22 protein-coding genes and 2 pseudogenes are annotated in these 25585 nt (G+C 71.2%); 13 read left to right on the plus strand and 11 right to left on the minus strand.

Annotated features, from left to right (window positions below):
* A pseudogene (locus tag P1P75_RS16440) lies at positions 1-842 on the plus strand (serine/threonine protein kinase); the annotation flags it as partial.
* A gap of 6 nt (positions 843-848) precedes the next feature.
* Here P1P75_RS16440 and P1P75_RS16445 read toward each other — a convergent pair.
* Positions 849-1508 carry a pirin family protein gene (locus tag P1P75_RS16445; RefSeq protein WP_319255878.1) on the minus strand — a complete coding sequence of 220 codons (660 nt, stop codon included), beginning with the start codon at positions 1506-1508 and terminating at the stop codon, positions 849-851.
* 93 nt (positions 1509-1601) lie between these two features.
* On the opposite strand from P1P75_RS16445, the gene P1P75_RS16450 reads away from it, so the two are divergent.
* From P1P75_RS16450 to fabF, 5 genes are all read left to right on the plus strand, one after another.
* Positions 1602-2807 (plus strand): helix-turn-helix domain-containing protein, encoded by a 1206-nt coding sequence (locus P1P75_RS16450; protein ID WP_319255879.1) that lies wholly within the window; start codon positions 1602-1604, stop codon positions 2805-2807.
* A gap of 89 nt (positions 2808-2896) precedes the next feature.
* Positions 2897-3820, plus strand: a complete 924-nt coding sequence (locus tag P1P75_RS16455; protein ID WP_319255881.1) for an ACP S-malonyltransferase — start codon at positions 2897-2899, stop codon at positions 3818-3820.
* Positions 3821-3836: 16 nt separating this feature from the next.
* Positions 3837-4838: a ketoacyl-ACP synthase III gene (locus P1P75_RS16460; RefSeq protein ID WP_319255883.1), complete on the plus strand. Its 1002-nt coding sequence runs from the start codon at positions 3837-3839 to the stop codon at positions 4836-4838.
* An 81-nt stretch (positions 4839-4919) separates the two neighbouring features.
* Positions 4920-5168 carry an acyl carrier protein gene (locus tag P1P75_RS16465; protein WP_150470786.1) on the plus strand — a complete coding sequence of 83 codons (249 nt, stop codon included), beginning with the start codon at positions 4920-4922 and terminating at the stop codon, positions 5166-5168.
* Positions 5169-5253: 85 nt separating this feature from the next.
* The gene (fabF, locus tag P1P75_RS16470; protein WP_319255885.1) at positions 5254-6525 is read left to right on the plus strand and encodes a beta-ketoacyl-ACP synthase II; all 1272 of its coding nucleotides are present in this window, start codon (positions 5254-5256) and stop codon (positions 6523-6525) included.
* Between the two features lie 84 nt (positions 6526-6609).
* Here fabF and P1P75_RS16475 read toward each other — a convergent pair whose 3' ends face one another.
* Complete coding sequence (locus tag P1P75_RS16475; RefSeq protein ID WP_319255887.1) at positions 6610-7104, minus strand: DUF3145 domain-containing protein; 495 nt, start codon at positions 7102-7104, stop codon at positions 6610-6612.
* Between the two features lie 282 nt (positions 7105-7386).
* Here P1P75_RS16475 and P1P75_RS16480 point away from each other — a divergent pair, with 282 nt between their 5' ends.
* Positions 7387-8286, plus strand: a complete 900-nt coding sequence (locus P1P75_RS16480; RefSeq protein WP_319255889.1) for an SGNH/GDSL hydrolase family protein — start codon at positions 7387-7389, stop codon at positions 8284-8286.
* A 15-nt stretch (positions 8287-8301) separates the two neighbouring features.
* Positions 8302-9273, plus strand: coding sequence for an aldose epimerase family protein (locus P1P75_RS16485; RefSeq protein ID WP_319255891.1), 972 nt, complete (start codon positions 8302-8304; stop codon positions 9271-9273).
* 87 nt (positions 9274-9360) lie between these two features.
* On the opposite strand, the gene P1P75_RS16490 is transcribed toward P1P75_RS16485, so the two are convergent.
* Positions 9361-11790 carry a glycoside hydrolase family 3 C-terminal domain-containing protein gene (locus tag P1P75_RS16490; RefSeq protein WP_319255893.1) on the minus strand — a complete coding sequence of 810 codons (2430 nt, stop codon included), beginning with the start codon at positions 11788-11790 and terminating at the stop codon, positions 9361-9363.
* A 117-nt stretch (positions 11791-11907) separates the two neighbouring features.
* Here P1P75_RS16490 and P1P75_RS16495 point away from each other — a divergent pair, with 117 nt between their 5' ends.
* Both P1P75_RS16495 and P1P75_RS16500 read left to right on the plus strand, forming a co-directional pair.
* Entirely contained in the window at positions 11908-12528 is a 621-nt protein-coding gene (locus P1P75_RS16495; RefSeq protein WP_319255895.1) for a TetR/AcrR family transcriptional regulator, read from the plus strand.
* Between the two features lie 98 nt (positions 12529-12626).
* Positions 12627-13861 (plus strand): annotated as a pseudogene (locus P1P75_RS16500) (pyroglutamyl peptidase).
* On the opposite strand, the gene P1P75_RS16505 reads toward P1P75_RS16500, so the two are convergent.
* Positions 13842-14639: an EI24 domain-containing protein gene (locus P1P75_RS16505; RefSeq protein ID WP_319255897.1), complete on the minus strand. Its 798-nt coding sequence runs from the start codon at positions 14637-14639 to the stop codon at positions 13842-13844. The pseudogene P1P75_RS16500 and the gene P1P75_RS16505 overlap by 20 nt on opposite strands.
* Before the next feature lie 279 nt (positions 14640-14918).
* On the opposite strand from P1P75_RS16505, the gene P1P75_RS16510 reads away from it, so the two are divergent.
* A complete protein-coding gene (locus P1P75_RS16510; RefSeq protein WP_319255899.1) occupies positions 14919-16073 on the plus strand; it encodes a serine hydrolase domain-containing protein in 1155 nt (384 codons plus the stop codon).
* A 188-nt stretch (positions 16074-16261) separates the two neighbouring features.
* Here P1P75_RS16510 and P1P75_RS16515 read toward each other — a convergent pair whose 3' ends face one another.
* Positions 16262-17284, minus strand: a complete 1023-nt coding sequence (locus P1P75_RS16515) for an NADP-dependent oxidoreductase (RefSeq protein WP_319255901.1) — start codon at positions 17282-17284, stop codon at positions 16262-16264.
* 145 nt (positions 17285-17429) lie between these two features.
* On the opposite strand from P1P75_RS16515, the gene P1P75_RS16520 reads away from it, so the two are divergent.
* Positions 17430-17867 (plus strand): MarR family transcriptional regulator, encoded by a 438-nt coding sequence (locus P1P75_RS16520; protein ID WP_319255903.1) that lies wholly within the window; start codon positions 17430-17432, stop codon positions 17865-17867.
* An 84-nt stretch (positions 17868-17951) separates the two neighbouring features.
* On the opposite strand, the gene yjfF is transcribed toward P1P75_RS16520, so the two are convergent.
* The 6 genes from yjfF to P1P75_RS16550 form a co-directional block, all read right to left on the minus strand.
* Positions 17952-18974 (minus strand): galactofuranose ABC transporter, permease protein YjfF, encoded by a 1023-nt coding sequence (gene yjfF, locus P1P75_RS16525; protein WP_319255905.1) that lies wholly within the window; start codon positions 18972-18974, stop codon positions 17952-17954.
* Positions 18974-20071: an ABC transporter permease gene (locus P1P75_RS16530; RefSeq protein WP_319255907.1), complete on the minus strand. Its 1098-nt coding sequence runs from the start codon at positions 20069-20071 to the stop codon at positions 18974-18976. Before P1P75_RS16530 ends, yjfF begins: the two co-directional genes overlap by 1 nt.
* Positions 20068-21606, minus strand: a complete 1539-nt coding sequence (locus P1P75_RS16535) for a sugar ABC transporter ATP-binding protein (protein WP_319255908.1) — start codon at positions 21604-21606, stop codon at positions 20068-20070. Before P1P75_RS16535 ends, P1P75_RS16530 begins: the two co-directional genes overlap by 4 nt.
* Before the next feature lie 323 nt (positions 21607-21929).
* Positions 21930-22934: an ABC transporter substrate-binding protein gene (locus tag P1P75_RS16540; RefSeq protein WP_319255910.1), complete on the minus strand. Its 1005-nt coding sequence runs from the start codon at positions 22932-22934 to the stop codon at positions 21930-21932.
* A gap of 163 nt (positions 22935-23097) precedes the next feature.
* Positions 23098-24141, minus strand: coding sequence for a LacI family DNA-binding transcriptional regulator (locus P1P75_RS16545; RefSeq protein ID WP_319255912.1), 1044 nt, complete (start codon positions 24139-24141; stop codon positions 23098-23100).
* Between the two features lie 510 nt (positions 24142-24651).
* Positions 24652-25101, minus strand: a complete 450-nt coding sequence (locus P1P75_RS16550) for a hypothetical protein (protein ID WP_319255914.1) — start codon at positions 25099-25101, stop codon at positions 24652-24654.
* Positions 25102-25119: 18 nt separating this feature from the next.
* On the opposite strand from P1P75_RS16550, the gene P1P75_RS16555 reads away from it, so the two are divergent.
* Entirely contained in the window at positions 25120-25464 is a 345-nt protein-coding gene (locus tag P1P75_RS16555) for a hypothetical protein (RefSeq protein WP_319255916.1), read from the plus strand.
* Positions 25465-25585 lie beyond the last annotated feature (121 nt).

Consider the following 25585-nt stretch of genomic DNA (forward strand, 5'->3'; position numbering starts at 1 on the left):
AGCAGGCCCAGGCCCCGTTGCACGTGGCGCCCACCGCCGCGGCCACGCATGTGCCGCCGACGCCCTCGTTCGGTCCGGCCGTCCCGCTTTCCCACCCGCAGGCCCCCTACCAGCCGTCGTACGGCCCGGCGACCGTGCCGCAGCCGCCCTTCCCTCATCAGCAGCACGCCCATCCGCAGCCCGCCGCCTGGCGTCCGCTGCCGCTGCCGCTGCCGCCGAAGAAGAACCAGGCCGGCAAATGGATCGGGATCTCCATCGCGGCCGTGGTGGGCCTGTCCTGGCTCGGCGGCTGTGCGTCCTTCATCAAGGAACTCGGTGACTCCTCGGACGCCTCGGCGACGAGTGGCGGCACCAGCGGCGGCACCAGCGGCGGCACGGACACTTCGGGGAGTGCGCGCCCGCAGCCCGATCCCACCCCGGTCACCTACCGGGGCATCAACATCCCCGAGAACTACTCCGTGCGGTTCGCGGACTCCCCGCCCAAGCCCGTCGAGGCCCCCAACGGCAGCAGCCCCCGCTACAAGTCGGACAGCGACCTCTACTACTACGACGCGGGCGGCTCGAGCAGCAACCCCCTGCTGGGCAGCAGTGGCGAGCAGGTCGTGCTGCTGAACAACGCCCAGAAGGGCTCGCTGGCCACCTGCCGCGCGGAGACCCGGTACACCAAGGAGATCGCGCTCTCCCAGGTCTCCGAGGGGTCGCAGATGTGCGTGCACAGTTCCTTCGGCCACATCGCCCTGGTCACCTTCAGGGGCAGCGCCCCGGAGAACGACCCCAGCGACTACGTCACGGTGGACGTCACGGTGTGGCGCAACGCGGAGGACCCCAGCTCCGAGGGGTAGGCCCGCTCAGGCGGACATCTCCCAGACCAGCACCTCCGCCGGACCCGCCCCCGCCACCAGTTCCAGGTCCTTCTCGTCGGCGGCGCGCACCGCGTCCCCCGGTCCCAGCTCGTGCGGGCCGAGCCGGACGGTGCCGCCGACGACATGGACGTAGACCCGCGGAGCGTTTGGCACCGCCGTCCGCTCCCCCGCCGCCAGCCGCCGAACGTGCAGCATCGCGCCGGCCTCCGGGACGGCGTACGGCGTGCGGTCGGCGATGCCGCGGACCAGGTCGTAGACGGGCTCGCCGCCCGGCTCCAGCGGGGCCAGCCACATCTGCACGAAGGTCAGCGGTGCGCCGCCGTCGTTGCGTTCGACGTGCCGCACCCCGGCCGCCGAGCTGAGCCGCTGGACGTCGCCGGGGCGTACCCGCCTCTCGTGGCCGTGGGAGTCGCGGTGGGTCAGCTCGCCCTCGACGACCCAGGTGACGATCTCGGTGTGGCTGTGGGGGTGCTCGTCGAAGCCTGCGCCGGGGGCGAGGCGCTCCTCGTTGCAGGCGATCAGGGCGCCGAAGCGGAGGTTGCCGGGGTCGTAGTGGGGGCCGAAGGAGAAGGCGTGCCGGGTCTCGATGCCGGCCGCCGGGTCGCCGCCGGGGTAGCGCTCGTCGGAGCGGCGTAGGTCCATCACGGCGACCACGGTAGACCTGTCGGCGGGCGGGCCGTGTCCTCGCCCGTGACCCGCCCACGCATGCTCGCGTCCCGATAAGGCAGTCTTGTCCACGTGCCCGAACCCGAAGTCCGCAACGCCCGAGCCGCGGCACGCGCCGCCCACGCCCACACCGCGACCCTGAAGCGGCTGGAGAAATCCTCCGGGAGTCTCGCCGCCCAGGCCATCACGCGCATGGATGAGACGCTGCCGTGGTACCGGGCCATGCCCCCGGAGAACCGTTCCTGGATCGGTCTGGTGGCCCAGGCGGGCATCGCCGCGTTCACGGAGTGGTTCCGCCGTCCCGACGCCCCGCAGGCCATCTCCACCGACGTGTTCGGGACGGCGCCGCGCGAGCTGACCCGGGCCATCACCCTGCGGCAGACCGTCGAGATGGTCCGCACCACGATCGAGGTGATGGAGAGCGCGATCGACGAGGTCGCGGCCCCCGGCGACGAGAACGTGCTGCGCGAGGCGCTCCTGGTGTACGCCCGTGAGATCGCCTTCGCCACCGCCCAGGTGTACGCCCAGGCCGCCGAGGCACGCGGTGCCTGGGACGCCCGGCTGGAGTCGCTCGTCGTGAACGCCGTGCTCAGCGGGGAGGCCGACGAGGGCGCCGTCAGCCGGGCCGCCGCTCTCGGCTGGAGCGCGCCCGAACATGTGTGCGTGGTCCTCGGGACCGCGCCGGACGGGGACTCCGAGCTGACGGTGGAGGCGATCCGGCGGGCCTCGCGACACGCCAAGCTCCAGGTGCTCACCGGGGTGCTCGGCTCGCGGCTCGTCGTCATCGCGGGCGGCAGCGACGATCCGATGGCCGTCGCCAAGTCCCTGATCGGGCCGTTCGCCGCCGGGCCGGTCGTCGCGGGTCCCGTGGTGCCCGACCTGCTCGCCGCGACCCGCTCCGCGCAGGCCGCCGCCGCCGGACTCAAGGCGTGTTCCGCGTGGCAGGACGCGCCGAGGCCGGTGCTGGCGGACGACCTGCTGCCGGAGCGCGCGATAGCCGGGGATCCCGGCGCGCGCGAGCAGCTGGTGGAGGAGATCTACAGACCGCTGGAGGAGGCGGGCTCCGCGCTGCTGGAGACCCTCGCCGTCTATCTGGAGCAGGCGTCCAGCCTTGAGGGTGCCGCGAGGATGCTGTTCGTCCATCCCAACACCGTGCGCTACCGGCTTCGACGTGTGACTGACGTCACCGGCTGGTCGCCGTCGGATGTACGCTCTGCGTTCACCTTGCGCATCGCGCTGATCCTGGGACGTCTCGTCGACGGGGACCCCCAGAGCTAGCGTTTTGTCGGAGGCCCACAAAACCCCCTGCCGTTCTTCGTCCCTGTCCCCACGGGCGGCCGTGCCCGTACCCAAGAGAGAGTGTGAGAGTGCTCGTACTCGTCGCTCCCGGCCAGGGCGCACAGACGCCCGGCTTCCTGACCCCCTGGCTCGAACTGCCCGGCGCCGCCGCCCGTGTCGCCGCGTGGTCGGACGCCATCGGACTGGACCTCGCCCACTACGGCACCCAGGCCGACGCGGACCAGATCCGCGACACCGCCGTGGCGCAGCCGCTGCTGGTCGCGGCCGGAATCCTGTCGGCCTCGGCACTGGGCGACCTCGCGGACCTCGCGCCCGGCGCGGTCGCCGGTCACAGCGTCGGCGAGATCACCGCCGCCACCTTCGCGGGTGTCCTCGACGACACCGCCGCGCTGACCCTGGTCCGCAAGCGGGGCCTGGCCATGGCCGAGGCCGCCGCGATCACCGAGACCGGCATGTCGGCACTGCTCGGCGGTGACCCCGAGGTCTCCGTGGCGCACCTGGAGAAGCTGGGCCTGACCCCGGCGAACGTCAACGGCGCCGGTCAGATCGTCGCCGCGGGCACGCTGGAGCAGCTGGCCCTGCTGAACGAGGACAAGCCGGAGGGCGTCCGCAAGGTCGTGCCGCTGAAGGTCGCCGGCGCGTTCCACACGCTCCACATGGCCCCCGCGGTCGAGACCCTGGCCGCTGCCGCCAAGGAGCTGTCCCCAGCCGACCCGAAGATCACCTACGTCTCCAACAGGGACGGTCAGGCCGTGGCCACCGGCGCGGAGGTCCTGGACCGCCTGGTCGGCCAGGTCGCCAACCCGGTCCGCTGGGACCTGTGCATGGAGACCTTCCGGCAGCTCGGCGTGACGGCGCTGATCGAGGTGTGCCCCGGCGGTACGCTCACCGGTCTCGCCAAGCGCGCCCTGCCCGGCGTGAAGACGCTGGCGCTGAAGACCCCCGACGATCTCGACGCGGCCCGCGAGGTCATCGCCGAGCACAGTGCCTGACAAGGAGCCGACGAGCATGTCGAAGATCAAGCCCAGCAAGGGCGCCCCGTACGCGCGCATCCTCGGCGTGGGCGGCTACCGGCCCACCCGGGTGGTGCCCAACGAGGTGATCCTCGAGACGATCGACTCCTCCGACGAGTGGATCCGCTCGCGCTCCGGCATCGAGACCCGGCACTGGGCGAACGACGAGGAGACCGTCGCCGCCATGTCGGTCGAGGCGTCCGGCAAGGCGATCGCCGACGCCGGGATCACCCCCCAGCAGATCGGCGCCGTGGTCGTCTCGACCGTGTCGCACTTCAAGCAGACCCCGGCCGTGGCCACCGAGATCGCCGACAAGCTCGGCACGAACAAGGCCGCCGCCTTCGACATCTCGGCCGGCTGCGCGGGCTTCGGCTACGGCCTGACCCTCGCCAAGGGCATGATCGTCGAGGGTTCCGCCGAGTACGTCCTGGTCATCGGCGTGGAGCGGCTGTCCGACCTGACCGACCTGGAGGACCGGGCCACCGCCTTCCTGTTCGGCGACGGCGCGGGCGCGGTCGTGGTCGGCCCCTCGAAGGAGCCGGCGATCGGCCCGACGGTCTGGGGCTCCGAGGGCGACAAGTCGGAGACCATCAAGCAGACCGTGCCGTGGACGGACTACCGCGACGGCGAGGTCGCGAAGTTCCCGGCGATCACCCAGGAGGGCCAGGCGGTGTTCCGCTGGGCCGTGTTCGAGATGGCGAAGGTCGCCAAGGAGGCCCTGGACGCCGCCGGCCTCACCTCCGCCGAACTGGACGTCTTCATCCCGCACCAGGCCAACGAGCGGATCATCGACTCGATGGTGAAGACCCTCAAGCTGCCGGAATCCGTCACGGTCGCACGTGACGTACGGACCACCGGAAACACCTCGGCCGCCTCGATCCCGCTCGCCATGGAACGGCTTCTGGCGACCGGCGAGGCCAAGAGCGGCGACACCGCGCTCGTCATCGGATTCGGGGCGGGTCTCGTGTACGCCGCCACGGTCGTTACCCTCCCCTAGGCACTCCGTGCCGGATCATGCGGTCCGGGACGGAAGACACCCAATGCCACACCCTCTGGAACACAAAGAAGGAGCGCCGACATGGCCGCCACTCAGGAAGAGATCGTCGCCGGTCTCGCGGAGATCGTGAACGAGATCGCCGGCATCCCGGTCGAGGACGTCAAGCTGGACAAGTCCTTCACCGACGACCTGGACGTCGACTCGCTGTCCATGGTCGAGGTCGTCGTCGCTGCCGAAGAGCGCTTCGACGTCAAGATCCCCGACGACGACGTCAAGGACCTCAAGACGGTCGGCGACGCGACGAACTACATCCTCAAGAACCAGGGCTGAGCCACTGCTGGGGCCGGATGATCCGGCCTGTCCCGCCACCCGGCGGTGGCGCCGCTGAATCCCGATCGTTGGAGAAAGAATTCCCGTGAGCCCGACCAATCGCACCGTGGTCGTCACCGGTATCGGCGCAACCACACCGCTGGGTGGCGACGCAGCCTCTACCTGGGAGGGCCTGGTCGCCGGCAAGTCCGGTGTCAAGCCCCTGGAGCAGGACTGGGCGGCCGAGCAGGCCGTCCGTATCGCCGCGCAGATCGCCGTGGAGCCCTCCGAGGTCATCCCGCGTCCGCAGGCCCGCAAGCTGGACCGTTCGGCGCAGTTCGCGCTGATCGCGGCTCAGGAGGCCTGGAAGGACGCCGGGTTCGAGGCCAGGGCCGGTGACGACGCGTCCGTCGACCCGGACCGGCTCGGCGCGGTCATCGCCTCCGGCATCGGCGGCGTGACGACCCTGCTGGACCAGTACGACGTGCTCAAGGAGAAGGGCGTCCGCCGCGTCTCCCCGCACACCGTGCCCATGCTGATGCCGAACAGCCCGTCCGCCAACGTGGGTCTGCTCGTGGGCGCCCGCGCGGGCGTGCACACGCCGGTCTCGGCGTGCGCGTCGGGTGCCGAGGCCATCGGCTACGCCATCGAGATGATCCGCACCGGCCGCGCCGACGTCGTCGTCGCCGGAGGCACGGAGGCGGCGATCCACCCGCTGCCCATCGCCGCGTTCGGCAACATGATGGCGATGTCCAAGAACAACGACGACCCGCAGGGCGCCTCGCGTCCCTACGACACCGGGCGCGACGGCTTCGTGCTCGGCGAGGGTGCCGGTGTGATCGTCCTGGAGTCCGCCGAGCACGCCGCCGCGCGCGGGGCGCGGGTGTACGCCGAGGCGGTCGGCCAGGGCATCTCCGCCGACGCCCACGACATCGTGCAGCCGGAACCGGAGGGCCGCGGCATCGCGCACGCCCTGCAGAACCTGATGGACCGCACCGACCTGGACCCGGCGGAGATCGTGCACGTCAACGCGCACGCGACGTCGACGCCGGCCGGTGACGTGGCCGAACTGAAGGCACTGCGCAAGGTGTTCGGCGACGACACCGACCACATGGCGGTCTCGGCGACGAAGTCGATGACCGGTCACCTGCTCGGCGGCGCGGGCGGTGTCGAGTCGGTGGCGACGGTCCTCGCGCTGTACCACCGGGTGGCTCCGCCGACCATCAACGTCGAGAACCTCGACCCCGAGGCCGAGGCGAACGCGGACATCGTCCGCGGCGAGGCGCGCAAGCTGCCCGTCGAGGGCCGTATCGCCGCGCTGAACGACTCGTTCGGGTTCGGCGGGCACAACGTGGTGCTGGCGTTCCGGACGGTCTGAGAACCGCTCGTACGTGCGTGAAGGGGCCCCACCTGGAGGTGGGGCCCCTTCGCGTTCGGTCTCGCGGCGTTACGGTCCCGCGTGTCACACCACCTGGTGCAGCCACCTCACGGGGGCGCCCTCACCGGCGTAGCGGAACGGCTCCAGTTCGTCGTCCCAGGGCTTGCCCAGGAGTTTGGCGATCTCCGCCTCCAGGTCCGTCTCACCGCGCTGGGAACGGGTCAGGGCGGCGCGCAGCCGGTCCTCGGGGATGAGGATGTCGCCGTGGATGCCGGTGACGGCGTGGAAGATGCCGAGTTCGGGGGTGCAGCTGTAGCGCTCGCCCTCGGCGGTGGCGCAGGGCTCGGCGGTGACCTCGAAGCGCAGCAGGTGCCAGCCGCGCAGCGCGGAGGCGAGTTGGGAGGCGGTGCCGGCCTCGCCCCGCCAGGAGAACTCCGAGCGCCAGGTGCCGGGCGCGGCGGGCTGCCGGATCCAGTCGAGGCTGACGCGTGTGCCGAGCACCCCGGCGACGGCCCACTCGACGTGCGGGCACAGCGCGCGCGGCGCGGAGTGCACGTACAGAACTCCACGTGTCGTCACCGGGACCTCCGGGCAGAGCGGGACAGTCTTGCAGGCTGGCATGGCTGCTGTGGCGGGCAGCCACGCTGATGGCGAGGCTACCGTGCGGCGGCGCAAGGAGTGTGACGTACCGTCGGTCCGAGGCCGCGGAACGGCCCCCATTCACCCGGCAGGACGCCTGTACCGGCGTGATCGTTGCTTCCTGTCGGGTTCGGGAACTCCCGGACGTTGTCATGGGTGGGCCGGCGAATCGTCCGGCCGGGGACCGGCCGGCGAGCGGGACGACCGAGGGGACACCAGGGGATGCCTAAGTTGAGCCACCGCTCGCGGGCCGTGGCCGCGGTGACGGCCGCGGTCGTCCTGGGCACGGCGGGCTGCGATGTGCTGGGCGGTGGCGGGCCGGGCGAGTCGGACGCCCGGGAGCGGCAGCCGAAGCCGTCGGCGTCACCGGCCCCGGTGTGGGACAGCAGCCCGGCCTCGCTGGCCGCGGTGGGCGACTCCATCACGCGCGGCTTCGACGCCTGCTCGGTGCTGTCGGACTGTCCCGAGGTGTCCTGGGCGACGGGTGACAGCGGCGAGGTGAACAGTCTGGCCGTACGGCTGCTGGGGGTGGCGAAGGCGGCCACGCACAGCTGGAACTACGCGGCGTCGGGGGCGCGGATGGCGGATCTGCCGGCGCAGATGGCGCGGGCGGCGGCGAAGAAGCCCGCGCTGGTCACGGTGATGGCGGGGGCCAACGACGCCTGCCGGGCATCGGCGCAGGCGATGACGACGGTCGCCGACTTCCGGTCCGGGTTCGAGGAGTCGCTGCGCACCCTGCGCCGAAGCGCGCCCGCGGCGCAGGTGTACGTCGCGAGCGTGCCGAACCTCAAGCGGCTGTGGTCGCAGGGGCGGACGAACGTGCTGGGCAAGCAGGTGTGGAAGCTGGGGATCTGCCCGTCGATGCTGGGCGACGCGGACGCGCTGGACTCGGCGGCGAATCTGCGCCGGGAGACCGTGCAGAAGCGGGTGGAGGACTACAACACGGTGTTGAAGGAGGTCTGCGCGAAGGACCTGCGATGCCGGTTCGACGGCGGCGCGGTCTACGAGTTCCGCTTCGGGACCGACCAGTTGAGCCACTGGGACTGGTTCCATCCGAGCAAGGACGGCCAGGCCAGGCTGGCCGAGATCGCCTACCGCAAGGTCACCGCCCGCGCCGCGTGACTTAGGGTTTCACCCATGAGCGAACACTTCGGAACACTTTCCGACGGCACCCCGGTACACCGCTGGACCCTGGAGCGGGCGGGCGTGCGGGTGCGGGTCCTGTCGTACGGCGGGATCGTGCAGTCGGTGGAGGTCCCGGACCGGGACGGGAACACGGCGGACGTGGTGCTCGGGTTCGCGGACCTGGACGGCTATGTCACGCATCCCGAGCCCTATCTGGGCGCCCTGATCGGGCGGTACGCGAACCGGATCGGCGGGGCCCACTTCCCGCTGGACGAGGTGACGTACGCCCTCGCGCCGAACAACGGGCCGAACTCGCTGCACGGCGGTGAGCGCGGTTTCGACAAGCGGGTGTGGGAGGTGCGGCCGGTCGAGCACGGGCTGCGGCTGAGCCGGGTCAGCCCGCACGGCGAGGAGGGCTTCCCGGGCCGCCTGGAGATCACGGCGACGTACACGCTGGACGCGTCGGGGGCGCTGCGGTTCGTGTACGAGGCGGTCACCGACGAGCCGACGGTGGTGAACCTGACCAACCACAGCTACTTCAACCTGAGCGGCTCGGGCGACGCGGGCGGGCACGAGCTGCGGCTGGCCGCCTCCCGGTACACGCCGGTCGACGACGGCCTGATCCCGGCGGGCGAGCCGGCCGAGGTGGCGGACACCCGCTTCGACTTCCGTACGGCCCGCAAGGTCGGGGGCGGCTTCGACCACAACTTCGTGCTCGACAAGGGCGTCACGGCGAAGCCGGTCGAGGTGGCGGAGCTGCACGACCCGGCGTCCGGGCGGGTGATGACGGTGGCCACGACCGAGCCGGGGATCCAGCTGTACACCGCGGACTACCTGGGCGAGCCGTTCGGGCCCGGCCAGGGCGTCGCGCTGGAGACCCAGCACTTCCCGGACTCCCCGAACCGCCCGGACTTCCCGAGCACCGAGCTGCGGCCGGGCGAGGTGTACCGGTCGGAGACGGTGTACGGGTTCTCGGCGCGGTAGCCGCGGCCAGTGGTCGTGGGCAGGAAATAGCCCCGGTCCAGGGGTCAGGTCCCGGACCGGGGCTGCTCTTGGGGCGCGGGGCCCGCCTCAGACGTTAATCGTCGCGGTGATCCTGCGGTCCGCGAGAGACCTACCCACCTGGATTTCGTACGAACCCTTCACAAAGAACCACCGGTGGGCCGCCTCGTCCCAGATCTCGAAGGCGCGGCGAGGGAGGGTGACGACGGCCTCGGCGCGCTCCCCCGGTCCCGCCTCGACGCCCGCGAAGCCGGCCAGCCAGCGCGCCGGGCGGGCGGCGTCGGGCTCGGTGGGCGCGAGGTAGACCTGGACGACCTCGCGGCCCGCCCGGCCGCCGGTGTTGCGGAGGCGGACGGCGACGGTGGTGCCGTCCGTCTCGACCGAGTCGTACGTCCAGTCGGTGTAGCCCAGGCCGTGGCCGAAGGGGTACGCCGGGGTGCGGCCCTCCTTCTCCCAGGCGCGGTAGCCGATGAAGACGCCCTCGTCGTAGGGGAGTTCGCCGTCGGCGGGGGCGACGCGGGTGACCGGGGCGTCGGTGAGGGAGCCCCAGGTGGTGGGGAGCCGGCCGCCGGGTTCGTGGGCGCCGGTGAGGACGTCGGCGAGGGCGGCGCCGCCCTCCTGGCCGGGGAACCAGCTCAGCAACACGGCGGCGACGTCCTCGCGCCAGGGGAGTTCCACCGGCGAGCCGGAGTTGACGATGACGACGGTGTCCGGGTTGGCGGCGGCCACGGCCCGCACCAGGTCGTCCTGGCGGCCGGGCAGGCGCAGGTCGGTGCGGTCGAAGCCCTCGGACTCGACGCGGTCGGTGGTGGCGACGACGACCACGGCGGTGTCGGCGGCGCGGGCCGCCTCGACGGCCTCGGCGATCAGCGCGTCCGGGTCCCGTCGGGGTTCCTGGTGGGCGAGCGCGAAGGCGACGACCTCCATGGGGATGCCGTCGGGCAGCCGGACGACGTAGGTGAGGGAGACGTCGACCGGTTCGCCGGCGGTGAGTTCGGCCTCGGCGCGGGGCACCGGGGAGCCGAAGAACGCCTCGAAGGGGTCGCTGACGTCGGCGGGCGGCTGGGCGCCGTCGAAGTACGTCGTGCCGGCGACGGTGAGGGTGAAGGCGCCGACGCCCTTGATGCCGAAGCTGTGCCGGCCGCTCGCGCGCGGGGTGAAGGTGCCGGTCAGCTCGACCGTGTGGAGGGTGTCGTGAGAGACGCCGTCGGGGAGGTCGGTACCCATCCACTGGATCTGGCCGTTGGGGGCCGAGCCGGTGCCGATGACGGCTCCGGCGGCGTCCCGGCAGACGGCGCGCAGCGCGAACCCCTGGTCGGCGACGGCGAGTTCGGTGGTCGGGTCGGCGCCGACGGCGTACCTGAGGGCACCCTCGGGGAGGGCGGCGGTCAGGCCGTCGAGCGGGGAGACGACATGGGCGGGGAAGACGGTGGCGGAGCCGCCGCCGAGGACGCGGGCGTCGCGGGCGGCGGCACCGATGAGGGCGACCGTGCGGCCGGGCCGCAGGGGCAGCGCGGCGCGCTCGTTGCGGACCAGGACGAAGGAGCGGCGGGCGAGTTCGCGGGCCAGGGCCTCGCCGTGGACGCGCGCGGGCGGTACGGGGACGGCGGGTTCGACGTCCGCGAGGGCGCCCACCCGGGCGGCGATGCGCAGGACCCGGCGTACGGCCTCGTCGACCTCGGGCTCGTGGAGGCGGCCGTCGCGCACCGCCTGGGCGAGGGCTTCGCCGTAAACGGTTTCCGGGCCGGGCATGGCCACGTCGAGGCCGCCCCGCAGGGCGCCGACCGTGTCGCGGGCGGCCATCCAGTCGGAGACGTTGAAACCGTCGAAGCCCCATTCGCCGCGCAGGATCTCGTTCACGAGGTGGTGGTGCTCGGTCATCGTGGTGCCGTTGACCGTGTTGTAGGCGGTCATGATGCCCCAGGGGCGGGCGTTCTCGACGATGGCCTCGAAGGGGGCCAGGTACAGCTCGCGCAGGGCGCGTTCGCCGACCAGGTTGTTCACGGTGAAGCGGTCGGTCTCGGCGTCGTTGGCGACGAAGTGCTTGACGGTGGTGCCGACGCCGCCTTCCTGCACGCCGGTCACGTAACCGCTTGCGATCCGTCCCGTCAGGTACGGGTCCTCGCTGTAGGCCTCGAAGTGACGGCCGCCGAGCGGGGAGCGGTGCAGGTTGACGGTCGGGGCGAGCAGGACGTGGACGCCCTTGCGGCGGGCCTCCTGGGCGAGGAGCAGGCCGGCGCGGCGGGCGAGGCCGGGGTCCCAGGTGGCGGCGAGGGCGGTCGGGGACGGCAGGGCGACGGACGGGTCGTCGGCGGTCCAGCGCACGCCGCGGACGCCGATCGGGCCGTCGGACATCACGAGGGACGCGAGGCCGATCTCGGGGAGTGCGGGCAGGGACCACATGTCCTGGCCGGCCAGCAGCCGGGTCTTCGCGTCCAGGTCGAGTTTGCCGAGGGCCGTCTCGACGGCTGCCTCGATGTGCGTCCCGGTGTCCGCCATCGCGGGCCTCCTCGCTAGTTCCTGTGCGTTGCTGTGCGGTGTTGTTCCCTCATCGTGCATCGGCTACCTGTAGATCGGTAGGTTTCGAGACCTTGCCGTTACGTTCGCGGCTCGGGGATGCCTTACGGTGACGGCATGAGCGCCAGGACGACCAGGAGCGAGGAGCGGCGCGCCGAGATCGTGCGGGCCGCCCTGGAGGTGATCGCCGAACGCGGTTACCGGGGTACGAGCCTGGCCGCGGTCGCCGAACGGGTCGGGCTGACCCAGCAGGGCCTGCTGCACCACTTCCCCACCAAGGACGCCCTGCTGGTCACCGTGCTGAAGGAACGCGACCAGTGGGACGCGATGCCGCACAACCGGTGGCGGATCGACCTGCTGTGCTCACTGGTCGAGTACAACGCGATGCGGCCCGGCATCATCCAGACCTTCTCCGCCCTCCTCGGCGAGAGCGTCACCGAGGGGCATCCGGCACGGACCTACTTCACCGACCGGTACCGGCAGGTGCGGGCCGACATCACGGCGGCCCTGCGCACCGAGTACGGCGACCGCCTCCCCAACGGCCTCACCCCGGGGCGGACCGCTCCGCTGCTGGTCGCGGTGATGGACGGCCTCCAGTACCAGTGGCTCCTGGACCCGGAGTCGGTGGACATGCCGGGCGCCTTCCGCGACTTCCTGCGGCTGCTGGGCGAGGACGTGGACGGGGATGTGGACGGGGACGGGGATGTGGACGGGGACTGACGGTCGTCCGGACGGGTGCCCCATGGCGTGAACCACACCGGTCACGCGATACTTCCGTCGTCCCGCACCACGCGCCCCACCGCGACGGAAGGACCTCAATGGCCCCCGGTTCCCCGCGAGTTCGTGCCCGTATCCTCGGCCTCGGTCTGGCCCTGACGGCCTGTATGTCGGTGCCGGCCCCGGCCGGTGCCGCCGCGCCCGCCGCCTCACCCGCCGCGGCTGCCGGTACGTCCTCGGTCGCGGCCCTGACCGCCGAGGAGCTGCGGCTCGACCGGGCGGTGCCGCGGGAGATTCTCGCGGCGTCCGGGTTCGACGCCGTGGCCCCCGAGTTGGCGCGGCGGCTCGGTACCGCGCACTCCTACGCGCAGGCCCGCCGCCACAGCGCCGATCCCTCGCCCACGACGACCGGCCGCTGTACTGGGCGCGGTTGGCGATGTCGCGCCAGGTGCGCAAGTGGAACCCCGGGTTCGGGCTGACCGACGCCCAACGGGGCGCTCTGATCAGCGACTTGGAACGGACCTCGCGCGGGCAGGCAGACCTCCGCCATGCGCCGGGCTCCAAGGGCCTGAAGCGGGTTCTCGTCACCGGTTTCGACCCGTTCACGCTGGACCGTGACGTGCGGATCTCGAATCCGTCCGGGGCGAGCGCGCTGGCGCTGGACGGCACGGTGATCGAGACCGCCCAGGGCCCGGCCCGCATCGAGACGGCCGTGTTCCCGGTGCGCTGGCGGGACTTCGCCGAGGGCACGGTGGAGCGGACGCTGCGGCCGTACCTGCGCCAGGTGGACCTGTTCACGACCGTCAGCCAGGGGCGCGTGGGCCGGTTCGACGTCGAGCGGACGAACGGGGCCTGGCGGGGCGGTTTCCCGGACAACGAGAACGTGAGCAGGACGGAGACCGTGCCGGTCGCCGACCCGTCCTCGCAGCCCCAGTGGACGACGACGACCCTGCCGTACCGGGAGATCGCGGCGGCGGACACCGGCCGTTTCCCCGTCTACGACAACACGAGCGTGACCGAGATCCCGGCGGGAGGCACGTCTCCCGTCGTACGGCCGGACGGGCCCACCGCCGGGTCGACCGCACGGGCCGGAGGCGGCGGCGACTACCTCTCCAACGAGATCGCCTACCGGGCGACCCTGCTGCGCGACCGGCTCGGGCTGCGCGAGGCGCTGCCGGGCGGCCATGTCCACACGCCCGTGCTCCAGTTCGGCGCCCAGAACACCGACCCCGCCACGGGGACGGTGACGGACGCGGAGTTCGTGCGCAACCGGCTGGACATCATCGCGCAGGTGCGGGCGATCGTGGCCGTGGCGGTCAGTGGGGCCGCGGGATAGCGTCCGGCTCCTCGCGGTCGTTCTCGTCCTTGGTCTCCTCGCCCAGCAGGTCCCGCGCCATGAGCGTCGCTCCCGCGACCGCGCCCGGCATCAGGAACACGGCGACGAAGGGGACCAGGAAGGCGACCGCGAGGGGCGTGCCGAAGCCCCAGACGAGGGTCCGGCGGGCGCGGAGCAGGGCGAGCCGGGAGCGTGCGTCGACGGTACGGCGCTGGAGGGCGACGGACGTCAGTTCCTCGGTCAGGAAGAAACCGGTGACGAAAAGGCCGATCACCGGCACGACCGTCTGGCCGAGGAACGGGATGAAACCGAGTGCGAAAAGCAGCACGCCCCACACCAGCGCGCGCAGCACGACCCGCAGGCTGTCGCGCGCCGAGATCCACAGCTCGCGCCAGAGCGGCAGCCCGGAGACCGGGGCGGAGCCGTCGGGGGAGACATCGCGGTCGACCGTCTCGGAGAGGCTCTCGTAGAACGGCTGCCCGATGAGCAGCGTGACCGCGGTGAAGGTCACCACGGCGAGCAGCAGGGAAAGCGCGAACAGGACGGCCGTCAGAAACCCGCGGAACAGTCCGTTCCAGGGGCTCGACCAGTCGTCGGCGAACGGTGTCGCCCAGCCCACGAAGTCCGCGCCCCACACGGCGAGCGACACGAGCGCGCCCAGGTACAGGACCAGCGTGATCAGACCGGGCACGAGCCCGAACCCGTACTGCTTCCCGTGCCGGGCCACCCAGCGCTGGCCCTGAAGGAGATATCCGAAACCCGCCCCGAGATCATGCATGGCCGGATCCTATCGGGGCGCGGGCATGTCATCCGCGCCGCCCGGGAGCCGGGCGCGGGGACGGCAGGAGAAGCCGTGCGGCCCGGTGCCCGAACTCCTGTCCCGGCGACACCCGTAGGCCATCCGGGCCATCGGTGACACCAACACCGTCCCGTCTCCGTTGAGTCGAACGGGTGGACCTCGCCGTACCGATCCACGGAACACTCACGATCGCGGCAAGCCCTGACCGGCATTGTTGACCATGGCACACGCGAGTAGCGGTCTTGTTGAGGAGAGCGGATGACCCTAGAGATCCATGGCACCGTCGCGGCGGGCTTCGAGCCGGTGCGGGACGAGTTCGCCGCGTTCGTGGCCACCGAACGTCCCGACTACGAGGGCCAGTTGTGCGCGTACGTGCACGGCCGGCGGGTCGTCGACCTGTGGGCCGGGGACGGCGTGGACGCCGACTCCCTCTATGGCGTGTTCTCGTCCACCAAGGGTGCCGCGCATCTGGTGGCCGCGCTCCTCGTCCAGGAGGGCACGCTGGAGCTGGACCGCAAAGTCACCTACTACTGGCCCGAGTTCGCCTCCGAGGGCAAGGGCGCGCTGACTCTGCGCGACCTGCTCGCGCACCGGGCCGGTGTGGTCGGCACCGACTCCGGGTTCTCCCGTCAGGAACTGGCGGACGACCGGCAGCTCGCCGAACGCCTCGCCGACCAGCGGCCGTTCTGGCGTCCGGGTACCGCGTTCGGCTACCACGCGCTGGTCATCGGCGCGCTCAGCGGCGAGGTCGTACGGCGGGCCACCGGCCGCACGCTCCAGGAGGTGTACGAGGAGCGCGTACGGGCGCCGTACGGGCTCGACTTCTTCCTGGGGCTGCCGGGCGCGCACGAGCCGCGGTTCCGGTCGACGCAGGCGATGGCGCCCACGGGCGAGCAGCGGGCACTGCTCGACTCGCTGCCGAGCGGGCCGCACACCCTTGCCGCCGTCGCCTTCAACCGGCATGCCGCCGAGCCCACCGATCTCGAAACGCTGCCCAACGATCCGCTCGTCCGGGCCAAGGGGCCGGCGTCCGTGGGTGGCGTCGCCTCCGCGCGCGGGCTGGCCGGGATGTACGCGGCGGCGATCAGCGAGGTCGGGGGGAAGGTGCCACTGCTGAAGGACGACACGGCGGCCGAGTTCGGGCAGTTCCACTCCGTGGGGTACGACCTGGTGGCGCGGGCGCACAAGTCGTACGGGCTGGGCTTCCAGGCGACCGCGGACACCTGGTATCCGACGCTGGGCGTCGGGGCCTTCGGGCACAGCGGGGCGGCGGGGAGTCAGGGGTTCGCCGATCCGCGGAGCGGGGTGGCCTACGGGTACACGCGGCGGCGGTTCGCGTTTCCGGGTGGGGCGGCGGTGGAGAACGAGAGGTTCGTCGCCGCGGTGCGGATGGCTGCGCCGGCTCGAGGGTGAGGGCTGAGGGCTGAGGACTAAGAGCTGAGGGCTGAGGACCAAGAGCTGACGGATGAGGGGACGGGAGGGAGCGGGAAGGGGCTGCGAGGGGGCTTCTTCGCCCCCTCGCAGCCCCTTCCCGTCCCGAACCTGAGGGCGGATCCGCCCTCAGGCCCCTGGCCGTTGCCCGGTGCCCACCCCGGTCGGTCCTACAGCTTGACGATCATCTTGCCGGTGTTGTCGCCCCGGAGTACTCCGAGGAACGCCTCCAGGTTGTTCTCGATGCCCTCGACGACCGTCTCGCGGTACTTCAGGGCGCCCGAGGCGACCCAGGGGCCGACCTCCTGGACGAACTGGGACTGCAGGTCGTAGTGGTCGCCGACCAGGAAGCCCTCGATGCGGCCGCGGGTCTGGATGAGGCGGGCGAGGTTGCGGGGGCCGGGGGCCGGCTCGGTGTTGTTGTAGACCGAGATCATGCCGCAGATCACGATGCGGCCGCCCTCGTCGAGGGAGCCGATCGCGGCCTCCAGGTGGTCGCCGCCCACGTTGTCGAAGTAGACGTCGATGCCGTCGGGGGCGGCCTCGCGGAGCTGGTCGCTCACGGAGCCGTTCTTGTAGTTGAACGCCGCGTCGAAGCCGTACTCCTCCACCAGGAGCTTGACCTTCTCGTCGGAGCCGGCCGAGCCGATCACCCGCGAGGCACCCTTGAGCTTGGCGATCTGGCCGACCTGGCTGCCGACGGCACCGGCCGCGCCGGAGACGAAGACGACGTCGCCCTCCTTGAGGGCGGCGGTGCGCAGCAGGCCGGCGTAGGCGGTGAGGCCGGTCATGCCGAGGACGCCCAGGTAGGTGGAGAGGGGAGCGGCCTCGGGGTCGACCTTCACGGCCTGCGCGGCGTTGAAGGTGGCGTACTCGCGCCAGCCGCCGAAGTGCAGCACGTGGTCGCCGACGGCGATGCCCTCGGCGTGGGAGGCGACGACCTCGCCGACCGCGCCGCCCTGCATGGCCTTGCCCAGTTCGAAGGGGGCCGTGTAGGACTTGGCGGCGCTCATCCGGCCGCGCATGTACGGGTCGACGGAGAGGTACGCGTTGCGGACGAGCACCTCACCGGGACCGGGCTGCCGGATCTCCGCCTCGGCCAGCTCGAAGTCCTCGGCCTTGGGCCAGCCGACGGGGCGGCTGAGCAGACGCCATTCGCGGCTGACGGACGGGAGCGCGGGGGTCTTCGACATGGTGCCCTTCCTTGTGTGCTGTGCGGCGCCCGTGGGGTGACAGGCGCCTGCGGTGTCGTGGCATGCGGCCCAAATACTTCAGTACCTGAAACAACCATGCGCCTGGATATTTCATGATGTCAAGTAAGCGGGTACCCTGAAAGGCATGTCCACACCCCCCAGCAGCCGCCGGCCCGACGCCCTCACCCTGGAGGTGGTCGAGCTGATCGGCGAGGTCGTGGCGCGGTTCTACCAGGACTACGAGGAGGCCGCCGCCGGCCACTCCCTCACCGGCGCCCAGGCCCGGCTGCTCAGCCTGCTCTCCCTGGAGCCGCTGCCGATGCGCAAGCTCGCGGTGAAGCTGAAGTGCGAGCCGTCCAACGTGACCGGCATCGTCGACCGCCTGGAGACCCGCGGCCTGGTCGAGCGCCGCCCCGACCCGGCCGACCGCCGCGTGAAGCTGGCCGCCGCGACGGACGAGGGACGCCGGATCGCCCAGGACCTGCGCGAGTCCCTGCGCTTCGCCCGCGAGCCACTGGCGGGGCTCGGGGAAGAGGAGCGGATGGTGTTGCGGGGGTTGTTGCGGCGAATGCTGGCGGCCTAGGCACCCAGGCGCACGAAGGAGAAACGGCTGTGCCCGGTCCGCAGCCGGGAGGCTGCGGACCGGGCACAGCCGGTTCCGCTCGGGTCAGGTCTTCTTGCGGGTCGTCATGAAGCGCTGGATCAGGATGAACGCGCACAGCAGCACACCCGTGGCGATCTTCGTCCACCAGGAGCTGAGCGTGCCCTCGAACTGGATGAGGCTCTTGATCAGGCCCAGCACCAGTACGCCGAACAGGGTTCCCAGCACGTAGCCGGAGCCGCCCGTCAGCAGGGTGCCGCCGATGACGACCGCGGCGATCGCGTCCAGTTCCATGCCGGTCGCGTGCAGCGGGTCACCGGACTGGATGTACAGGGTGAAGAGCAGTCCGGCCAGCGCCGAGCAGAACCCGCTCACCGTGTACACGGCGATCTTCGTGCCGCCCTGCGGGAGTCCCATCAGCAGGGCCGACTGCTCGCTGCCGCCGACTGCGTACACCCGGCGCCCGAAGCGGGTGTAGTGCAGGACGTAGATCGCCACCGCGAGGACGACCAGCGAGATGATCGCACCGAGCGACAGGAAGCCCATCCCCAGCGACACCTGCGTCTCGGCCATGCTGCTGACCGAGGAGTCGCTGATGGAGATCGACTCCTTGCTGATGACCAGGCACAGGCCGCGGAAGAGGAAGAGGCCGGCGAGGGTCACGATGAAGGGCTGGATCTCGAAGTTGTGGATCACATAGCCCATCAGGAAGCCGCCGAAGGCTCCCACCGCCAGCGCCATGGGGATCACGAGCAGCAACGGCAGCCCCTGGCGCTCCACCAGCCAGGCCGTGAACATCGTGGTGAAGCCGATCACCGAGCCGACGGACAGGTCCATTCCGCCGGACAGGAGAACGAAGGTGACGCCGACCGCGGCGACCAGCAGGTAGCCGTTGTCGATGAACAGGTTGAGGAAGACCTGCGGTTCGGCGAATCCGAAGTTCTGGTAGCGGGCCAGGCCCCCGAGGTACATGACCAGGAAGAGCAGGGCCGTCACCGCCACGGGCAGGCGCCGGTCGCCGAGCAGCCGTGCGGCCTTGGACGGGGTACGGCTGTCGGAGGCCGTGGGGCTCTGGGTGGTCGCGCTCATCACGACACCTCCATCTTCGGAGCGGCCTCGGTCGCCGCGGCGGGGTCCGCCGGGGCCGCGGCCGGCGTGGCGCCTGCCTTGGAGCCGAACCTGGCACCGAGGACCTTGGCGCGGAACTTCGGGGACTGCAGCAGGCAGACGACGAGGACGACGACGGCCTTGAAGACCAGGTTGGTCTGGGTGGGCACGCCGATCGTGTAGATGGTGGTGGTCAGGGTCTGGATGACGAGCGCGCCGATCACCGTGCCGCCGATGGAGAACCGGCCGCCCAGGAGCGAGGTGCCGCCGATCACCACGGCGAGGATCGCGTCGAGTTCGATCCACAGGCCGGCGTTGTTGCCGTCGGCGGCCGAGGTGTTGGAGCTGATCATCAGGCCCGCGATGCCCGCGCACAGCGCGCAGAACATGTAGACCATGATCTTGATGCGCCGGGACCTGATGCCGACCAGACGGCTGGCCTCGGCGTTTCCGCCGACCGCCTCGACCAGCAGGCCCAGCGCGGTACGACGGGTCAGCCCGACCGTGACGAAGACGACCGCGGCCACCACGAAGATCGAGAACGGCAGGGTCAGCCAGTAGCCGCCGCCGATCAGCTTGTACGGCTCGCTGTTGATGGTGATGATCTGGCCGTCGGTGATCAGCTGGGCGACCCCGCGGCCGGCGACCATGATGATCAGGGTGGCGATGATCGGCTGGATGCCCATCCTGGCCACCAGGAAGCCGTTCCACAGACCGCAGACGACGGCGGCCAGCAGGCCGAGGCCCATGGCGAGGAGCACTCCGGACAGGGCGCCCTGGTCGGACTGGTCGCTGATGTACGAGCAGGCCAGTGCTCCGGTGATGGCGACCACCGCGCCGACGGACAGGTCGATGCCGCCGGTGGCGATGACCAGGGTCATGCCGACCGCCACCAGGATGAGGGGCGATCCGAACAGCACGATCGAGACGAGGCTGCCGTAGAGGTGACCGTCCGCCATGCGGATGGAGAAGAAGTCGGGCGTGAAGGGGACGTTGACGAGCAGCAGGAGGACGAGGACCGCCACCGGCCAGAACAGGTGGTGACGGGTCAGTGCTCGCCATCGGGTAGAGGTGGTCACTGGTGCTCTCCGCTCGCGATGGTCTCCAGGATCCGGCTCGTGGTGATCTCGGGCCCGTTGGCGATCTGCGCGACCAGCCGGCGGTCGCGCAGCACTCCGATGGTGTGACTGAGCCGGAGGACCTCCTCCAGTTCGGCCGCGATGTACAGGACGGACATGCCGTCCTCGGAGAGGGAGACGACGAGCTTCTGGATCTCCGCCTTCGCGCCGATGTCGATGCCGCGGGTGGGCTCGTCGAGGATCAGCAGCTTCGGCTGGGTGATGAGCCAGCGGGCCAGCAGCACCTTCTGCTGGTTGCCGCCGCTGAGCTGACCGACCCTGGCCTCGGGGTTGGCGGGGCGGATGTCGAGCGCCTTGATGTACTTGGCGACGAGTTCGTCGCGCTGGGCGGCCGGGATGGGCCGGGTCCAGCCGCGCGAGGCCTGGAGGGCCAGGATGATGTTCTCCCGGACCGTGAGGTCGGGCACCAGGCCCTCGCTCTTGCGGTTCTCGGAGCAGAACGCGACTCCGGCGCCTATCGCGTCGTTGGGAGCGCTCATCGAGACCTGCCTGCCCTCGATGGACACCTTGCCGCTGTCCGGCTGGTCGGCACCGAAGAGCAGCCGGGCGAGTTCGGTCCGGCCCGATCCGAGCAGGCCGGCGAGTCCGATCACCTCGCCCTTCTTGATCTCCAGGTCGAACGGGGCGATGCCGCCGGTCCTGCCGAGGCCCTCCGCCTGGACCAGGGTCTCGCCCGCGTGGGAGTGCAGTTGCTGGTCGTGGAGTTCGTCCAGCTGGCCCATGGCCTTGCCGAGCATGAGCTGGATGAGTCCGACCTGGTCGAGGTCGCGCACCAGGTGCTCGCCGACGAGAGTGCCGTTGCGCAGGACGGTCATCCGGTCGCAGACCTCGTAGATCTGGTCGAGGAAGTGCGAGACGAACAGGATCGCGACGCCCTCGTCCTTCAGCCGCCGCATCAGGGCGAAGAGCTGGAGGACCTCGTCGCGGTCGAGGCTGGAGGTCGGCTCGTCGAGGATCAGCACCTTGGTGCCCGCACCTTCGCCTTCACCGTCTCCGGTGCCCAACGCCCTGACGATCGCGACCAGTTGCTGCACGGCCAGCGGGTACGAGGACAGCGGGGCGGTGACGTCGATGTCGAGCCCGAGCCGCTCCACGAGTTGGGCCGCCTGCCGGCGCAGCTGCTTCCACTGGATGCGGCCCATCCGGGTCGGTTCGCGGCCGATGAAGATGTTCTCCGCCACCGACAGGTTCGGGCAGAGGTTGACCTCCTGGTAGACCGTGCTGATGCCGGCCTGCTGCGCCTCCAGCGGGCTGGTGATCCGTACGGACCGGCCGTCCAGGGTGATCGTGCCGCCGTCCAGGGGGTGGACGCCCGTGAGCACCTTGATCAGGGTGGACTTGCCCGCCCCGTTCTCCCCCATCAGTGCGTGGATCTCACCGGGGAAGAGCCGGAAGTCGACGTCCGACAGAGCCCGTACCCCCGGAAACTCTTTGACTATGCCCGCCATTTCCAGGACGGGCCGAGGCTCTGCCATACGTCTCCTAGCGAGGGACCACCGGCTTTGTCCGGTGGGGGAATTCCTGTGTCTGATGTGTGTGCCGCGCCCTGTGCGCGGTGGCACGGTCGCGCGGTGTGCGCGCCTGCCCGGTGTGCCTGCGGGCCTGGTGCGCCTGCGGGCCTGGTGCGCCTGCGGGCCTGGTGCGCGTACGCGCTCGGTGTGCGTACGTGCCCGGTGTGACCGCCTGCCCGGTGTGGTGCGTCGGTCCGCCCGGAAGGGGGCGGGCCGCCGGTCTGCCACAGGGCCGGCCGACCGAGGGTCCGGTCGGCCGGAGACTCCCTGCCGCTGGGCGCTGCCGGTCAGTACTTGCGGTTCGGCAGCTCGGCCTTGGCCTGGTCCTGCATGAAGTCGCTTTCCTTGGTCTTGATCCAGCGCTCGACCGTCTGGCCGTCCTTGACCTTCTTCACGACGTCCATCAGCTGGGGGCCGAGCAGCGGGTTGCACTCGACGATGGCGTTGATCTTGCCCTCGGACATCGCCACGAAGCCGTCCTTCACGCCGTCGATGCAGACGATCAGGATGTCCGTGCCGGGCTTCTTGCCGGCCGCCTCGATGGCCTGGATGGCACCGATGGCCATGTCGTCGTTGTGCGCGAAGAGCACGTTGACGTCCGGGTTGGACTGCAGGAAGGCCGACATGACCTGCTTGCCGCCGGCGCGGGTGAAGTCACCGGTCTGGCTGACGACGATCTTCCAGTCCTTGTGCTCGGCGTCCATGACCTCCTTGAAGCCCTTGGCGCGCTCGATCGCCGGGGCGGCGCCGGTGGTGCCCTCCAGCTGGGCGATCTTCACCGCGCCCTTGTGGCCGGCCTTCGTCAGGACCTTGTCGAGGATCTTGGCGGCGCGGCGGCCCTCGTCGGTGAAGTCGGAGCCGACCAGGGTGACGAACAGGGAGTCGTCGGAGGTCTCCACGGAGCGGTCGGTGAGGACCACCGGGATCTTCGCGGCCTTGGCCTCCTTGAGCACCGCGTCCCAGCCGGTGACGACGACCGGCGAGAAGGCGATGACGTCGACCTTCTGCGCGATGAAGTTGCGGATCGCGGAGATCTGGTTCTCCTGCTTCTGCTGCGCGTCGGAGAACTTGAGGTTGTAGCCCGCCTCCTTGGCTGCGTCCTTCACCGAGGTGGTGTTGGCGCTGCGCCAGCCGCTCTCCGAGCCGACCTGGGAGAAGCCGAGGGATATCGTCTTGGCGCCGCCCGCGGAGGAGGATCCGGTGGAGCTGTCGTCCTCCTTGGCGCAGGCCGCCAGGGTGCCCGCGGCTGCCACGCCGACCGCCGCGGTGAGGAAGTTTCGTCTGCTGAGCATGTTCTTCTCCTTTGAAGAGCCGGTCCGGGGACGGACCTGCTGGTACTCGATGGGACCGGCCACGCTGCGTCCAGCCTGTCGATCATCGTTCGGCATATCGGCCACACCGCTGAACAGGTGCGTCCGACCTGGTCGGGCGGAGGGTCACTGGTTGGTCAGAGGGTCAAAGGGGTGCGCGCTCCGACTGGGCGGTGTACGGGAACGTACTGGCGCGCACGACGAGTTGGGGTTCGATCGCGATCCGGGAGGCGGCGGGTGGCCGGCCCTCGATCAGATCCAGGAGCAGTGCGATGCCTTGCTTGCCCACCGACTCGAAGTCCTGCCGGACGGTGGTGAGCGGAGGAGCGAAGAACTCCGACTCGGGGATGTCGTCGAAGCCGACCACCGCGACGTCCTGGGGAGTGCGCACGCCTGCCTCACGCAGGGCCCGCAGCACCCCCAGCGCCATCTGGTCGTTGGCGACGAAGACGGCTGTCAGCCCCCGGCCCACCCAGCCGGCCAGTTCCTGGCCCGCGCGGTAGCCCGACAGCGGACTCCAGTCCCCCCGCAGCAGCATGGGCGGCTCGACGCCCTCCGCCTGGAGGGTCGACCGCCAGCCGGCGGCCCGGTCGGCCGCCTCCTGCCAGTCCTCGGGCCCGGCGAGATGCCAGACCGTACGGTGGCCGGCGGCCAGCAGATGGGCGGTGGCCAGCCGCGCCCCGAGCTGCTGGTCCACGCTGACGCTGGGGATGTCCACGCCCGGCCCGCTGCCCACGACCACCACCGGGAACGGGTGGCGGAGTTCGGCCAGAGCCTCCACCGCCGACCGCTGCGGGGCGATGGCGACCACTCCTTCCACCCCGCCCTCGCTGAGGTGGTCCAGGGCCTTGGACAGCTCCTGCACGGTCAGTCTGCGCAGGCTGACCGTCGAGACGAGATAGCCCTCGGCGCGTGCCGCCTCTTCGAGCGCGAACAGGGTGCTGGCCGGCCCGTGGAGGGTGGTGTCGGAGGCGACCACACCCAGCGTGCGGGTGCGCCGGGTCACCAGGGCCCGTGCGGAGGAGTTGCGGCGATAGCCCATCTCCTCGATCGCCCGCAGTACCCGCACCCGTGTCTGCTCCCGCACGTTGGGGTGGTCTCCCAGCACGCGGGACACGGTCTGGTGGGACACGCCCGCCAGGCGCGCCACGTCGGCCATGGTGGGCGGCCGAAGCTGCGTAGGGGTCACGGCCGCACCTCCTTGGCGCTCGTCCGTCGATAAGTCCTGTGGTGTGGATGGCTGATCCCGCGCCACCGGCTTCACTCCGGGATTCCGGTGGGTCCAGCGGCAGGGGAACGGAAGGCGAGTTGGGGCACTAGGGGCACAACGCTCGTAACTCCCGTGTTTCTCGACGGAAACCGACTGTGAAGCGAGGTCATTGTGAGCGCTAACAATTCATGGCGGTCAAGAGGGTTGCAGCGGAAGGTCGTCACGGTTTCATAACGCAACTGACGGCAGGTTCGCATATTCCCTGGTCAGAGGCCTAATGACGGCTCCGAGGCACTCAGGCCCAGCACGGCTCGACGACGGCCCTCGCGGCGCCGGCGACCCGGACCCGCCGCCCTCGCCGGGCGGGGTGTGCTCCACCAGGACATCGGCCGCACCGCGCTGGACGGCCGTCCAGCGAGGTGCCGCCCGCCCAGCGAGGTGCCGCCCCTCCGGCGAGGTCACCGCCCGCTCAGCGGCCCGGCCCGATCCCTACGAGCACCACCACAGGACGCGCCTGCACGTCTCCGACGGCGACGGTTTCGGGGACGGCTTCGGGGACGCCGTCGGCCTGCCGGCCGGTGCGGAGTCCGACTCCGGCTTCGACGGCGTCGCCGATCCGGCGGGCGGCCCGGAGGAGCCGCGGGTAGCCGACGGGGCCTCCCCGTCCGGGGTCGGCGTGGCCTTGTCGTCCTTCGAGGACTCCGACGCCGACGGGGACGCGGAGGGGCTCGGGGAGGCGGACGCCCTGCCTGCGCCCGTACGGTCGTCCAGCGGCCGCTCGGACGGGCTCGGCTCCGCCGCCGACCCGTCGACCTCGGAGGACTCCCCACCGGCCACCGCGGGGTTGCTGGGGGACGAGAACCCCGGTGCCTCGAGGCCGAGTTCGGCCAGGCTGAGGCCACCGGCCGCCAGGGCGACACCGGCGGCGATCAGCACCACGCGTCTGCGGCGCCGCCGGTGGACCGAGGCCTTGCGGTCACGACGGCTCGCGTCCGGTGCGGCAGCGGTACCGTCAAAACCCCGCCGGCCACCGCGGCCCTGCTCACGGCGGCGCGCGGCTCGCCCCTGAGGCTCACCGGCCTCGACGCCGGCCTCGGTTTCGACGTCACCCTCGGCTTCGTCTGCGGTCGGCGCTTCGTGAGCGTCGTGACCGCCTCGATGATCCGGATCGCCCGACTCCGGCTCGTAGGGCCCCTGCCCGTACGAATCGGCCTGGTACGGGTCGACCTGGTACGGATCCGCCTCGTACGAGTCCGGCCGATACGGGTCGGGCTCGTACGGGTCGGGCTGATACGCGCGTAGCTGTTCGGCAGGTGCGCCGCACCCCGGGCAGGCGAGGGCGCCGTTGAGGTGCCTTCGGCACGGGTGGCAGTAGTCCATGACGCGGGAAGACTAGGTTCCCGGAGTGTCATGTTCCGGGGCC

Source organism: Streptomyces sp. ID05-39B, from assembly GCF_033794725.1.
Classification (GTDB): domain Bacteria; phylum Actinomycetota; class Actinomycetes; order Streptomycetales; family Streptomycetaceae; genus Streptomyces; species Streptomyces bobili.

Excerpts from the sequence above, each read along its gene's own strand:
- P1P75_RS16460 (WP_319255883.1), top strand. The coding sequence starts at position 3,837 with ATGTCGAAGATCAAGCCCAGCAAGGGCGCCCCGTACGCGCGCATCCTC.
- P1P75_RS16465 (WP_150470786.1), top strand. The coding sequence starts at position 4,920 with ATGGCCGCCACTCAGGAAGAGATCGTCGCCGGTCTCGCGGAGATCGTG.
- P1P75_RS16480 (WP_319255889.1), top strand. The coding sequence starts at position 7,387 with ATGCCTAAGTTGAGCCACCGCTCGCGGGCCGTGGCCGCGGTGACGGCC.
- P1P75_RS16485 (WP_319255891.1), top strand. The coding sequence starts at position 8,302 with ATGAGCGAACACTTCGGAACACTTTCCGACGGCACCCCGGTACACCGC.
- P1P75_RS16490 (WP_319255893.1), bottom strand. The coding sequence starts at position 11,790 with ATGGCGGACACCGGGACGCACATCGAGGCAGCCGTCGAGACGGCCCTC.
- P1P75_RS16495 (WP_319255895.1), top strand. The coding sequence starts at position 11,908 with ATGCCTTACGGTGACGGCATGAGCGCCAGGACGACCAGGAGCGAGGAG.
- P1P75_RS16505 (WP_319255897.1), bottom strand. The coding sequence starts at position 14,639 with ATGCATGATCTCGGGGCGGGTTTCGGATATCTCCTTCAGGGCCAGCGC.
- P1P75_RS16510 (WP_319255899.1), top strand. The coding sequence starts at position 14,919 with ATGACCCTAGAGATCCATGGCACCGTCGCGGCGGGCTTCGAGCCGGTG.
- P1P75_RS16515 (WP_319255901.1), bottom strand. The coding sequence starts at position 17,284 with ATGTCGAAGACCCCCGCGCTCCCGTCCGTCAGCCGCGAATGGCGTCTG.
- P1P75_RS16520 (WP_319255903.1), top strand. The coding sequence starts at position 17,430 with ATGTCCACACCCCCCAGCAGCCGCCGGCCCGACGCCCTCACCCTGGAG.
- yjfF (WP_319255905.1), bottom strand. The coding sequence starts at position 18,974 with ATGAGCGCGACCACCCAGAGCCCCACGGCCTCCGACAGCCGTACCCCG.
- P1P75_RS16535 (WP_319255908.1), bottom strand. The coding sequence starts at position 21,606 with ATGGCAGAGCCTCGGCCCGTCCTGGAAATGGCGGGCATAGTCAAAGAG.
- P1P75_RS16540 (WP_319255910.1), bottom strand. The coding sequence starts at position 22,934 with ATGCTCAGCAGACGAAACTTCCTCACCGCGGCGGTCGGCGTGGCAGCC.